Raw genomic sequence first — 13,659 nt, forward strand, 5'->3', positions numbered from 1 at the left:
AGTTTTTACCGCATCATTCGATCAGGAAGTTCCGATGTCTCGTCACCCGGGGAGCGTGCGTCCGTCCACGCCATCTTCTACCCATTGTTCCCTCCTGGCGCGGCTGTTCCCGCGCCGCCGCCTGGGCAGCTGGCTGGCCCTGTGGCTGGCGCTGTCCGTGCTGCTGTCGACTTCCGTGCTGGTGGTCCTGCTGGGCCACCTCGCCAGCAATGCGCTGAAGCAGTCAATTGCCGGCGCGCTGGCCGAGCGGGCACGCTATGCCGCGCAGCAGCTCGACAGCACGATGTACGAACGCTACCGCGAAGTGCGGATGCTGGCGGCGCGCCGCGAATTCTCGGACGAGCGCCTGCCTGCCGCCGAACGGCGCCGCGTGGCCGAGAGCCTGCAGCAGAGCTATCCGCTGTATGCGTGGATCGGGTTGACGGACCTGGACGGCAAGGTGCTGGCCGCCACCGGCGGCTTGCTGGAAGGCGCCGACGTGGCGAAACGCCCATGGTTTTCCGGCGCGCTGGCGGGCCGCCACGTGCACGACGTGCATGACGCGAAACTGCTGGCCAGGCTGTTGCCGCGCGAAGAGGGCGGACCGCCGCGCTTCGTCGACGTGGCCTTCCCCGTCGCCGGCCCGGACGGACGTGTGCAGGGCGTGCTGGGCGCGCACCTGAACTGGCGCTGGGCCGAGGCGATGCGCCTGCAGATCGACGCGGCCGGCGGCAGCGACGGTGAAACTCTGATCGTCGGCAGCGACGGCACGGTGCTGGCCGGGCCGCGCGCGGTGACGGGTACCGTGGTGGGTCCGGCGGTGCTCGCGGCGGCGCGGGCCGGCCGGCAACAGCATGCGGTGGAGCGCTGGGCCGACGGCCGCGACTACCTGGTGGGCGGCGCCGTCACGCGCGGCCACGGCGGCTACCCGGGCCTGGGCTGGATCGTGCTGACCCGGCAGGATACCCGCGCCGCCTATGCCGAAGTGCGCAGCCTGCAGGCACGGGTCGCGCTGGTCGGCCTGGCCGTGGCGCTGGCCTCCTCGCTGATCGGCTGGCGGGTCTCGCGCCGCATCACGCGCCCGCTGCAGAACGCCGCCGCGCTGGCCGTGGCGATCGAGGAGGGCAGCAGCCACGCGATCGCGGTGCCGCGCGGCAGTTTCCAGGAACTGGCGGCGCTGACCGGCGCCGTCAATACCAGCCTGACCCGGCTCAAGGAGAAGGAGCGCCAGCTGACCGAGGTGAACGCCGAGCTGGAGGAACGCGTGGCGCAGCGTACCCGCGACGTGGCGCAATCGCTGGAAGCGGTGCGCCAGAACGAGGCGCGCATCCGCGCCATCCTGGAAACCGCGCACGACGCCTTCATCGGCATGGACAGCGCCGGCCGCGTCACCGACTGGAACCCGCGCGCCGAACAGCTGTTCGGCTGGTCGCGCGAGGAAGTGCGCGGCCAGCCGCTGCACGACCTGGTGGTGCCGCCGGCCATGCGCGCGGCCCATACGGCCGGCCTGGCGCGCTTTCTGGCCGGCGGCGACAGCCGCGTGCTGGGCAAGCGCATCGAACTGATGGCGCTGCGCCGTGACGGCAGCGAGTTCCCCGTGGCGATGACGATCGGGCTGATCGAGGTGGGCGGCAGCCGCTCGTTCGGCGCCTTCCTGGACGATATCTCCGAGCGCCGGCGCATCGAGCGCGAACTGGCCGACAGCGAAGAGTTCCTGCGCACCATCGCCGACAACAGCCCGGCCCTGATCGCCTATCTCGACCGCGACGAAGTGTACCGCTTCGCCAACCGCCGCTTCGAGACGCTGCTGGGCGTGGACCCGGCGCGCATGATCGGCAAGCGGCTCGGCGACCTGGTCGGCCCGCAGGTGTACGACAGCCTGCGCGGCCACGTGCGCACCGTGCTGTCCGGCCAGGCGGTGCATTTCGAAACAGCGTTCGAGGTGCCCGGCTGGCCCACCTATTTCATGGCCGACTACATCCCCAGCATCGGCGCCGACGGCACGGTGCAGGGCTTCCACGTGATGGCGATGGACATTACCGACCGCAAGATGGCCGAGCTGGCGCAGGCCCGCAACGAGCGCCTGGCGCAGGCGGCCAGCCGGGCCAAGAGCGAGTTCGTGGCCAATGTCAGCCATGAAATCCGCACGCCCCTGAACGCGGTGCTGGGGCTGGCGCACCTGCTCGAGCATTCCGGGCTGGCGCCGCAGCAGCGCGAATACGTGGGCATGATCCAGTCGTGCGGCAAGACGCTGGTGGGCGTGGTCGACGATGTGCTCGATTTCTCCAAGATCGAGGCGGGCCGCGTCGACATCGCCGCGCTGCCGTTCGCGCTGGGCGAGATCGTCGAGGCGGCGGCCACCGCCATGCGGGCCAGCGGCAAGCCGCTGGAACTGGTGGTGGACGTGGAGCCGGACTTGCCGGCCATGTTCATCGGCGATGCGATGCGCCTGCAGCAGGTGCTGCTGAACCTGGTCGGCAATGCCCTCAAGTTCACCGCGCAGGGGCAGGTGGTGTTTACCGCCAGCCGGCTGGCCCAGCACGGCAATACGGCGACCGTGCGCTTCGCCGTGCGCGATACCGGCATCGGCATCGACCCTGAGCAGCAGGCGCGCCTGTTCACGCCGTTCGAACAGGCCGACGCCGGCATTTCGCGCCGCTTCGGCGGCACCGGTCTCGGCCTGACGATCGCCCGCCAGCTGACCGAATTGATGGGCGGGCGTATCCAGCTGTCCAGCGTGGCGGGCGAGGGCAGCGAGTTTTCGGTGACGCTGCCGCTGGCCTGCGCGCCGCCGCCGGCCGCGCACCCGGGTCTCGAGGATGCTATGCAGCCCGGCGCCACCGCGCCGCTGCGCCTGCTGGTGGTGGAACCGCGCCGCGCCAGCCGCGCCAGCCTGGCGCGCGCCATCGAAACGCTGGGCTGGACGGCTGGCTGGGCCGAGTCGGCCGCGCAGGCGGTGGCCGCGGCCGACCTGCCCGTCGATGCCGTGCTGGTCGATGGCGACGCGGCGGTGGTGGCGCAGCTGCGCCGCGAACTGGCCGCGCGCTGGCCCGGCCGGACGGTGGCGTTCATGCAGCTGACCGGTGGTGTGCAGGGCAATCCGGTGCCGGATACGGTGCCGCTGGTGCGCCCGGTCACCGCGCAAAGCCTGCGTTCCGCGCTGGCCGGCGTGGTGTCGGCTGCCCCGCGCGTGTTGCCGGCGGATGCCCCGGCGGCGCCGGAGCGTGCCACCGAACTGGCAGGCGTGCGCGTGCTGCTGGTGGAGGATAATGCGCTCAACCAGCTGGTTGCCAAGGGTATCCTGGAGCCGGCCGGTGCGCTGGTGACGGCGGTGGGCGACGGCCAGCAGGCGGTCGACCTGTTCGCGGCCCGGCGCGGCGAGAGCCGCTGCGATTTCGATATCGTGCTGATGGATGTGCAGATGCCCGTGATGGATGGCTACACCGCGACGCGCATCCTGCGCACCCGGCTCGGCCTGCAATTGCCGATCCTGGCCATGAGTGCCGGGGTCACCGCGGCCGAGCGTGAACAATGCCTGGCGGCGGGCATGAACGACTTCATTCCGAAACCGATCGACGTGGAGCAGATGATGATGCGAATCCAGGAACACTTGCGGCAGGCCCGGCCCGCCGCGCCGGCGGAAACGCCGCCGGCGCAGCGCTTCGATGTCGAGCGCCTGGCCGCGCTGTCGGCCCGCAATCCGGCGCAGATGCAGTCGCTGGTCGCGCTGGTGGCCCGCATGGCGCGCGAGGCGCCCGCCGAGCTGGCGCGGGCGCGCGAATGCTGGGAGGACGGCGACGGCGGCGCCGCCGCGCGCATCCTCCATGCGCTGCGCGGCTCCGTCGGCAGCCTGGGTGCGCGCACCTTCGCCGCCATCACCGTCGAGCTGGAAGCGGCGCTGCGCGAAGGGCGGCAGGACGACGCGGCCCGGCTGTTCGAGGGCGCCGGGCGCGAACTGGGCGGCACCACGGCGTCCGCCCGCGACTGGCTGGCCGGCCACCGGCAGGCCGAGGTGCCGGCCCCCGCGCCGGAGGACGTGCGGCGCTGGATCACGCTGCTGCGCGAGCGCGACCTGGATGCGTCCACCGTGTATGAAACCCTGCGCGGCGCGCTGGCCGAACAGCTCGACAGCGACGGCCTGGCGGCCATCGCGGCGGCGATGGCCGCGCTGGACTTCGACCGCGTGCTGGCCCTGCTGCCCGCGGCCATGAAGGAGGGCCAATGACGGCGGCGCTTCCGGAGAACACGATCCTCATCATCGATGACAACGTCGACACCATCCGCCTGCTGTCGGCCATGGTGCGCGAGCAGGGCCGCGTGCTGTTCGCCACCAGCGGGGCCGCCGGGCTCGAGCTGGCGCGCCTGCAGCGGCCGCAACTGATCCTGCTGGACGTGGAGATGCAGGGGATGGATGGCTTCGCCGTCAACGAACAGCTCCGCCGCGACCCGGACCTGCGCAGCAGCGCGGTGATCTTCGTCACGGCGCAGTCATCGCCGGAAGCGGAAATCGCCTGCCTGGACGCGGGCGCCGTCGATTTCATCCCGAAACCGCTGAACGCGGCCGTGGTGCAAGCCCGCGTGCGCACCCACCTGCGGTTGCAGGCGGCGCTGGCGGTGCTGGGCGACCTGGCCAACCAGGATGGCTTGACTGGCCTGTACAACCGCCGCTATTTCGACCGCCAGGTGGCCACCGAGTTCGCCCGGCACCGGCGCCACCAGCTGCCATTGGGCCTGGTGCTGGTCGATGTCGATGATTTCAAGCTGTTCAATGACCGCTACGGGCACCAGCGTGGCGACGCGTGCCTGCGGGAAGTGGCGGAAACGCTGCAGGACGGCGCGCGCCGCCCCGGCGAACTGGCCGCCCGCTACGGCGGCGAGGAATTCGTGGTGCTGCTGCCGAATACCACGCCGGCCGCGCTGGCCCGTTATGGCGACTGGCTGTGCCGGCGCATCGGTGCGCTCGGCATCCCGCACGCGGCCGCTTCGGCCGCGCCCCATGTTACCGCCAGCATCGGGCTGTGTGCGCGGATTCCCGCCGAGAACGATACCGTTCAGGGCATGCTGCACGCCGCCGACATGGCGCTGTACCGCGCCAAGCGGGCCGGCCGCAACCGCAGCGTGCTGGCCGACGAGTCCGTCTCCGACGTGCCGGCGCGGTGACCGGCAAAGCATGCGGGCAGGGCGGCCCAGCGCAGTGACGGGCCGGCGCGACCACGCAGGCGCCGGCTATGCCGCCAGCGCCTGCTTCCTCTGCTTGCTCCAGTAGCCCACGCACAGCGCCAGCAGCCAGACAGGGATCATGTAGACGGACATGCGCAAGCCCGGCGTCAGGTACATCACCACCAGCACGCCGCCCAGGAACGCCAGGCACAGCCAGTTGGCCAGCGGTACCAGCGGGCTCGGGAAGCCCGTCTTCAGCCCCTGGGCGCGCTTGGCGGCGCGGAAGCGCAGGTGGATCCAGCTGATCATGCCCCAGTTGATGATGAGCGCCGACACGACCAGGCCCATCAGCAGCTCGAAGGCCTTGCCCGGCATGAAGTAGTTGACGCTGACGCACACGGCCGTGGCGATGGCCGACACGCCCAGCGCGGCCAGCGGCACGCCACGCTTGTTCACCTTCAGCAGCGAGCGGGGCGCATTGCCCTGCAGCGCCAGGCCGTACAGCATGCGGCTGTTGCAGTACACGCAGCTGTTGTAGACCGACAGGGCGGCCGTCAGCACGACCAGGTTCAGCGCATGCGCCACGGCCTTGGCGTCGAGTGCCTGGAAGATCAGCACGAACGGCGATCCGCCTTCGACCACCTTTTGCCACGGGTACAGCGACAGCAGCACGCCCAGCGCACCGATGTAGAAGATCAGGATGCGGTAGATGGCCTGGTTGGTGGCCTTCGGGATGGTGCGCGACGGGTCGTCCGCCTCCGCGGCGGTGATGCCCACCAGTTCCAGCCCGCCGAACGAAAACATGATGACGGCGATCGCCATCACCAGCCCGGTCACGCCGTTGGGGAAGAAGCCGCCGTGCTGCCACAGGTTGGCGACCGTCGCTTCCGGCCCGGCACCGCCCGAGGCCAGCAGCCACAGGCCGAAGCCGATCATGCCCACGATCGCCAGCACCTTGATGATGGCGAACCAGAACTCCATCTCGCCGAACGCCTTCACGTTGGTGAGGCTGATGGCGTTGATGACGACGAAGAACGCCAGTGCCGATACCCAGGTGGGGATTTCCGGCCACCAGTACTGCACGTAGATGCCCACGGCCGACAGTTCGGCCATGCTGACCAGCACGTACAGCACCCAGTAGTTCCAGCCCGACAGGAAGCCCGCCAGCGGACCGCAGTATTTGTCGGCGAAGAAGCTGAACGAGCCGGCGACGGGTTCGTCGACCACCATCTCGCCCAGCTGGCGCATGATCAGGAAGGCGACCACGCCGGCGATCGCATAGCCGAGCAGCACCGACGGGCCGGCCATGCGGATGGTTTGCGCGATGCCGAGGAACAGCCCGGTGCCGATCGCCCCGCCCAGCGCGATAAGCTGGATGTGGCGGCTTTTCAGCCCGCGTTTCAGCCCTCCGCCGTTATCGATGTGTGCTGCCATGGTCCCCGCCGGTCGTGTTCAAAGAGCACGATTCTATAGCATCAGGCAACGCAAGGGAAAAGACGATGGGCCGGTATTGCCCGGCTCACTGGAGCTGCGTGGCGCGCCAGCGGGATGGCGGCATGCCGACCAGGCGCGCGAAGGCGCGCGTGAACGCGGCCTCGGACTCGTAGCCGACCTGGAAGGCGATGCTGGCCACCGGCGCCTGGCCCTGGCGCAGCAGCGTGGCGGCCAGTTCCATGCGCCAGCGTGCCAGGTAGCGCGCCGGGGACACGCCCAGCAGGCGCGCGAAGCGCTCGCAGAAGGCCGAGCGCGACAGCGCCGCCGCCGCGGCCAGCTGGGCCACGTTCCACGGGTGGCCGGGATCGGCATGGATCAGCGCCAGCGCGCGGCCCACCTGCCGGTCGCGCAGGCCGGCCAGCCAGCCGGTGGCGTGGTCGGGCAGGCGGCTGGCGTGGCGGCGCACCGCGTCGATGAACATGGTTTCGCTGATGCGCTCGGCCAGCGCGCCGCCGCCGGGGCCGCCGCCCGGACCGCACACGCCGCAGGCCGCCTGCAGCATCGCCTGGCGCAGCCACGCGCCATCGCCGTCGGCCGGCACATGCAGCAGCCGCGGCAGCGCTTCCAGCAGCGGGTTGAACGGGCCGTGGTCGCAGCCGAGGAAGCCGCACACGATGTCGCTGCGGCCATCGGTGCGGCGCGCCGCGTCGCCCCAGGCCAGGTCATTGCCGTGGATCGCCAATGGCAGCGGTTTCGGCAGCTCGTGGGTGGCGCGCATCCAGTCCATCGAAAACGGCAGCGGCGGCACGCCGGGCGCGCTGGCCATTACGTGGGCATCGCCCTGCGGGAACATGACGACATCGCCCGGCGCCAGCCGCACCGGCGGCTGGCCGGGCAGCGAAGCCCAGGCGGTACCCTCGATCAGCACGTGGTATTCGATCACGCGGCCGGCGCCGGGGACCACCATGGCTGCGACCTCGGCCGAGGCGGGCGCCTCAACCGCCCATTCCGGCCCCACGTTCACGGCGTAGAACACGGCGCCGCGCAGGCGCACGGTGCGCAGCACATCGGACAGCGTGTCGGAGGCGCCGGCAGCGCTCGTGTTGCCGGCAGAGCTGGCAGAGCGGTTGAAGCCGGTGACGCTGGTGGCGCTGGTGAAGCTGGTGGAGCCGGTGGAGCTGGTGGAGCCGGTGGCCATGAGCGCACCTCCCCGCGGTGATGGTCGGATTGCGGACGTTTGGTCAAGCATGAACGACGGCCGGACAAGCGTCAAGCAGCGCAGGCTGGCAATAATGGCAAGGCCACGCGGGGACCGCCCGCGCGGCATCCACCATGACAAGCTGAAGGAGAACAGAATGACCGACCTGGCCGACCTATCCGCCGCCGCCAACGCCGTGACGCCACCGCCCACCCCCGATTTCACCGCCATCAAGGCACGCCAGCAGGCCACCTGGGCCAGTGGCGACTTCGCGATCGTCGGCACCACGCTGCAGATCGTCGGCGAGCTGCTGGCCGAGGCCGCCGACGTGCGCGCCGACGAGCGCGTGCTCGACGTTGCCGCCGGCAATGGCAACGCCACGCTGGCGGCGGCGCGCCGCTTCGCCCGCGTCACGTCCACCGACTACGTGCCGGCGCTGCTCGACAAGGGGCGCGACCGTGCCCGTGCCGAAGGCCTCGACGTGGCATTCCAGGTGGCCGACGCGGAAGCGCTGCCGTTCGACGATGGCGAATTCGATTGCGTGCTGTCCACCTTCGGCTCCATGTTCGCGCCCGACCATCGGCGCACGGCGGCCGAGATGCTGCGCGTGACCCGCCCTGGCGGGCGCATCGGCGTGGCCAGCTGGACGCCGGACGGTTTCATCGGCAGGATGTTCAAGGTGGTGGGTGGCTACGTGCCGCCGCCGGCCGGCGTGGCCGGGCCGCCGCTGTGGGGTACCGAAAGCCACCTGCGCGAGATCTTCGGCGATGTGGCGATGCGCTGCACGCGGCGCGATTTCAATTTCCGCTACCGCTCGGCGGCGCACATGATGCAGGTATTCCGCGATTACTATGGCCCCGTGCTGAAAGCGTTCGCCGCGCTGGACGCCCACGGGCAGGCCGGCCTGAAACGTGACCTGGAGGCGCTGGCGCGCGAAGCCGACATCTCCGGCGGCGCCTCGCTGGTCGCTCCGGCTGGCTATCTGGAAGCCATCATCGTCAAGCCGTAGTCCATCTTCGGTAGTGCGCGGCGGCGGCGGGAGCCGGCGACCCCCGGGGCGGCGGGCTTCGGCTATAGTGATGTTTTCCTGCCACAACCAAGCCAGCCGCATGTCCGACCGCATCGCCGAGCGGCGCGCCCGCGCCGTTCCCTGGCTCGTCGCTGCCGCCTTCTTCATGGAGAACCTGGATGCGACAGCGATCACCACGTCGCTGCCGCAGATGGCGCACACCTTCGGCACGCAGCCCGGCCGCCTGTCGGTGGGCCTGTCCGCTTACCTGGTGGCGCTGGCCGCGTGCATTCCCGCCAGCGGCTGGCTGGCCGACCGCTACGGGCCGCGCCGCGTGTTCGGTGCCGCCATCGCCGTGTTCACGGCCGCTTCCGTGCTGTGCGCGCTGTCCGGTTCACTGGCCGCGTTCACCGCGGCACGCATCCTGCAAGGCATGGGCGGCGCGCTGATGGTGCCGGTCGGCCGGCTGGTGGTGCTGCGCGCCACGCCCAAGGCGGGGCTGGTGCGGGCCATCGCCACCATCACCTGGCCCGGGCTGGCGGCGCCCGTGATCGGCCCGGCACTGGGCGGCTTCATCACGGCGCATTGGGGCTGGCAATGGATCTTCCTCGTCAATGTTCCGCTCGGGGTGCTGCTGTTCGCCGCGGCTTTCGTAGTGATCCCCGGAGCCGGAACGGAGCCGCGCCCGTTCGACCTGCCCGGCTTTGCAGCCAGCGCGCTGGCCTGCACGCTGCTGATGGTGGGCGCGGAGCTGCCGGCGCAGGGGCGCTGGACGGGAGCCGGGCTGGCGCTGGTGGCTGGTTGCCTGCTGCTGTGGTGGTGCGCGCGGCACTTCGGCCGCGCCAGCGCGCCGCTGATCGACTTGCGGCCGTTGCGCATCGCCACCTTCGCCGCCACGGTCCGCGGCGGTTCGCTGGCGCGCATCGCCATCGGCAACGCGCCGTTCCTGTTGCCGCTGATGTTCCAGGTGTCGTTCGGCCTGTCCGGCCCCGTGGCCGGCATGCTGCTGCTGGCGCTGTTCGCCGGCAACCTCGCGATGAAACCGGCGACGGGCTGGGCAATGCGCCGCTTCGGCCTGCGGCGGGTGCTGGTGTGGAATGGCGCGCTGCTGGCAGCCAGCTTTCCCGCTTGCGCGCTGCTGCGGCCGGAGACGCCGCTGGCCGTGATCGGCGGCGTGCTGTTTTTCTGCGGGATGTTCCGTTCGATGCAGTTCACCGCGCTGAACACGCTGGCGTTCGCCAACGTGCCGGCGGCGCAGATGAGCGGGGCGTCCACCCTGTTTTCCGTGGTGGCGCAGGTGACGACGGGGCTGGGGATCGCCGGGGCGGCGCTGCTGCTGGAGATGGGCGGACTGGCCGGCTGGGCGGCGGCCGATCCGGCCGTGTTCCGCCTGGCGCTGGTGGCGATGGGCGGCCTGGCATTGGCCGGCGTGATCGACAGCCTGCGCCTGCCGGCCGATGCCGGGGCGCAGGTGGTGGGCGCGCGCTGAACGCCGGAGATCAGGCGCAGGCTGGGGTCAGATCAGGCGAACGTCGGTCAGGCGAACGCCGGTCAGGCGTGCGTCGGCTTGCGGGGCAATAGTTTCAAAGCGGCGAAGGCCGCTCCGGCCACGCCCAGCACCACGGCGGCGGTGCTGCCCGAGAAGCCGATGGCATGGTCCTTGGCCAGCTTGCCGGCTTGCGGCGCCACCAGCTGCATGCGGCGGCGGGTCATTTCGGCACCCAGCTCGCTGAGGCGATCGCGGCTCAGCTTGCGCTCGGCGTCCGGCAGCAGCACGGTTTCCTCGTCGGCCACGTGGTGCATCACGTCGCGCATCAGTTCGTGCACCAGTTCATCATGCCTGGCATCGGTCGGCCGGGTCGCGCGCAACTGCGTGATCAGGCGGCGCATCTCGTTGTGTTCCGGCTCGGCCTTCAGCATGGTGGGATCGGTGCCTTCCAGTTGGCGCATCACCGGGTAGAAGATCTCTTCTTCCAGCGTGGCGTGGATTTCCAGGGCGGTGCAGATCGTCTCTGCCAGCGCCTTCTTCACTTTCGGCTTCTGCGTCGTCGTGTACTGGTGGAAGGTCACCAGGGTGTGCGAATGGTCGAAGCGGATCATGTCGGTAATCGTCGGGCTAAGCTTGTTCAGTGAAAACATCTTCTTCTCCTTGAAGTTCCGGCAACACCTCATCTTAGGCGAGGATGCCGGCGGCTAGCGTAGGAATAGCCCTCAGCCGAATGTCGGCGGACTGCGCACAAAGCGAACGCTACAGGTTATAGTTCCCGCAATACCCTCCGGGAGCCGATGATGAGATTCCAGCACCGTGCCTCAACGCGCAGCACGCTTCCGATGCAGGGGCGGGGCTGGCGCGCCAGGCGCCCGCTGACGCGCTTCGACGACCTGTTCCAGGACCATCCGCAGCCGATGTGGATCTACGACCTGGTGACGCTGCGCTTCCTGCGCGTCAACGCCGCGGCCTGCCGCCACTACGGCTATGGTGAAACGGACTTCCTGCACATGACGATCCGCGACATCCGGCCGCCTTCGGAGCAGGCGCGGCTGGCGGCCGACCTGGCCGCCGCGCCGCATTCGCTGCCCCAGTCGTCGGGGGTGTGGACGCACCTGAAGCGCGACGGCCGGCCGATCCTGGTGCGCATCTCGTCGCACGCGCTGATCTACGAGGGGCGCCGCGCGCGCCTCGTGTTCGCGCTCGACGTGACACAGCAGGTGGCCACCGAGCGGGCGCTGTACAAGTCCGAACAGCTGTACCGGCGCCTGATCGACACCATGCCCCTGCAGGTGTTCTGGAAAGACCTCGACCTGCGCTACGTGGGCTGCAACCGGCTGTTCGCGCGCGCGCTGGGCCTGGACGACCCGGCCAGCGTGGTGGGCAAGCGCGACCACGATTTGCCCGACCGGCATGGCGCGGCCCAGGAAGCGGAAGACCGCGCCGTGATCGAGACGGGCCGGCCGGTGCGCGGCCGCGAGCAGACGCTGACGGCCGCCGACGGCCGCCAGCGCTGGCAGCTGGTCAACAAGCTGCCGCTGCACGGCCGGCATGGCGAGATCGCCGGCCTGCTCGGCACCATCGAGGACATCACGGCCAGCCGGGAGGCGGGCGCCAAGCTGCGCCTGCAAAGCCGCGCCATCGATGCCAGCGTGAACGCGATCCTGATCACGCGCCGCGCCGGCAGCGACGACGTGATCGACTACGCCAACCCCGCGTTCGCGCGCATTTCCGGTTATGACATCGCCGAGGTGATCGGCCGGGATTGCCGCTTCCTGCAGGGCGACGACCGCGAGCAGGAAGGCATGCTGGCGCTGCGCGAGGCGCTGCGCGCGGGGCGCGAGGTAACGGTCGAACTGCGCAATTACCGCAAGGACGGCACGCTGTTTTGGAACCAGCTGCACGTGGCGCCGGTGCTGGACATGCATGGCGTCACCACCCACTGGGTCGGAGTGATCAACGACATCACGGCGTCGAAGACTTACCAGCACGAGCTGGAGCACCAGTCCACCCACGATGCGCTGACCGGGCTGCCGAACCGTACCCTGTTCCACGACCGCCTGGAACAGGCGATCGCCTACGCGGCACGCTACAACCACCAGCTGTGGGTGGTGGTACTGGACCTGGACAACTTCAAGCTGATCAACGACACGCTGGGCCACGCCGTCGGCGACAGCCTGCTGCAGACAGTGGCGGGGCGCCTGCGCCGGGCACTGCGCGATTCGGATACGGTGGCGCGGCTGGGCGGCGACGAGTTCATCCTGCTGCTGCCGGACCAGCCGGGGCAGAGCGACGGCACGCTGTCGCCGCGCACCGTGCAGGCCGTGCTCGATGCGGTCAGCGTGCCGATGCGCCTGGGTGCGCACGACCTGGCGCTGACGTGCAGCATGGGCGTCTCGGTGTACCCCCGGGACGGCGACACCGCGCCGTCATTGTTCAAGCATGCCGACATCGCGCTGTACCGCGCCAAGGACGGCGGCCGCAACCAGCTGCAGTTCTACACCAGCGAAATGAATGCCCGCGTCACCGAGCGCACGCTGATCGAAGGGCACTTGCGCAATGCGCTGACGCGCCATGAGTTCGTGCTGTACTTCCAGCCGCGCATCGATTGCGGCACCGGCCGCGTGGCCGGCCTGGAAGCGCTGCTGCGCTGGCGCCAGCCGGAACTGGGCCTGGTGCAGCCGGACCGCTTCATCGGCGTGGCCGAGGAAACCGGGCGCATCGTGGAGATCGGCGAGTGGGTGCTGTACGAAGCGTGCCGGCAAGCGAAGAGCTGGCAGGATGCCGGCCTGCCGCGGGTACCGGTCGCCGTCAACGTCTCGGCACGCCAGTTCCGGCAGGCCGGCTTCGTGCAGGAAGTGCGCGATGCGCTGGCGAGCAGCGGGCTGGCGCCGGAGTACCTGGAGCTGGAGCTGACGGAATCGCTGATGATGCAGAATATCGAAGCCGTCATCACCGCCATGCGCCTGCTGAAGGACAGCGGCGTGCGGCTGTCCATCGACGATTTCGGCACCGGCTATTCGAGCCTGTCGTACCTGCGCCGCTTCCCGCTCGATTACCTGAAGATCGACCGCAGTTTCGTGCGCGACATGCTGCACGACGCGCCCGGCGCTGCCATCGTGCGCTCGATGATCACGCTGGGGCACAGCCTGGGCTGCCGCATCATCGCCGAGGGTGTCGAAACGCGCGACCAGCTGGGGTACCTGACGCAGCAGGGCTGCGACGAGATCCAGGGCTTCCTGTGCAGCCGCCCGGTGCCGGTGGAGCAGGCCGGCGAGCTGCTGCACGCGGAGGGGTGAGTCGCGCATCCACGCGCACCCTTGCATGCCCCCTGCTGTCCGCGTCTGATCCTTGCAGTTCGCTAGTGTTGCGCACGATTAACACCGTTCG

General features: G+C 70.1%; 8 protein-coding genes. 5 read left to right on the forward strand and 3 right to left on the reverse strand.

The features are described 5' to 3' along the window. The first annotated feature begins 34 nt into the window (after window positions 1-34). Window positions 35-4,204: a PAS domain S-box protein gene (locus EYF70_RS12120; RefSeq protein ID WP_131145633.1), complete on the forward strand. Its 4,170-nt coding sequence runs from the start codon at window positions 35-37 to the stop codon at window positions 4,202-4,204. Next, window positions 4,201-5,139 carry a diguanylate cyclase domain-containing protein gene (locus tag EYF70_RS12125; RefSeq protein ID WP_131145634.1) on the forward strand — a complete coding sequence of 313 codons (939 nt, stop codon included), beginning with the start codon at window positions 4,201-4,203 and terminating at the stop codon, window positions 5,137-5,139. Before EYF70_RS12120 ends, EYF70_RS12125 begins: the two co-directional genes overlap by 4 nt. Window positions 5,140-5,205: 66 nt before the next feature. Here EYF70_RS12125 and EYF70_RS12130 read toward each other — a convergent pair whose 3' ends face one another. Both EYF70_RS12130 and EYF70_RS12135 read right to left on the reverse strand, forming a co-directional pair. Continuing rightward, window positions 5,206-6,573, reverse strand: coding sequence for an amino acid permease (locus EYF70_RS12130; protein WP_131145635.1), 1,368 nt, complete (start codon window positions 6,571-6,573; stop codon window positions 5,206-5,208). An 85-nt stretch (window positions 6,574-6,658) separates the two neighbouring features. Beyond that, entirely contained in the window at window positions 6,659-7,771 is a 1,113-nt protein-coding gene (locus EYF70_RS12135) for an AraC family transcriptional regulator (RefSeq protein WP_131145636.1), read from the reverse strand. 157 nt (window positions 7,772-7,928) lie between these two features. Between EYF70_RS12135 and EYF70_RS12140 the strand changes: the two genes are divergently transcribed. Together EYF70_RS12140 and EYF70_RS12145 are read left to right on the forward strand one after the other, a co-directional pair. Further along, a complete protein-coding gene (locus EYF70_RS12140; RefSeq protein WP_131145637.1) occupies window positions 7,929-8,780 on the forward strand; it encodes a class I SAM-dependent methyltransferase in 852 nt (283 codons plus the stop codon). Window positions 8,781-8,880: 100 nt separating this feature from the next. Then, a complete protein-coding gene (locus EYF70_RS12145; protein ID WP_131145638.1) occupies window positions 8,881-10,269 on the forward strand; it encodes an MFS transporter in 1,389 nt (462 codons plus the stop codon). A gap of 62 nt (window positions 10,270-10,331) precedes the next feature. On the opposite strand, the gene EYF70_RS12150 is transcribed toward EYF70_RS12145, so the two are convergent. Then, window positions 10,332-10,919 (reverse strand): hemerythrin domain-containing protein, encoded by a 588-nt coding sequence (locus tag EYF70_RS12150; protein WP_131145639.1) that lies wholly within the window; start codon window positions 10,917-10,919, stop codon window positions 10,332-10,334. A 147-nt stretch (window positions 10,920-11,066) separates the two neighbouring features. Here EYF70_RS12150 and EYF70_RS12155 point away from each other — a divergent pair, with 147 nt between their 5' ends. Further along, entirely contained in the window at window positions 11,067-13,568 is a 2,502-nt protein-coding gene (locus EYF70_RS12155) for a sensor domain-containing protein (protein WP_131145640.1), read from the forward strand. The last annotated feature ends 91 nt before the right edge of the window (window positions 13,569-13,659 follow it).

Source organism: Pseudoduganella albidiflava (genome assembly GCF_004322755.1).
GTDB classification, from domain to species: Bacteria; Pseudomonadota; Gammaproteobacteria; order Burkholderiales; family Burkholderiaceae_D; genus Rugamonas; species Rugamonas albidiflava.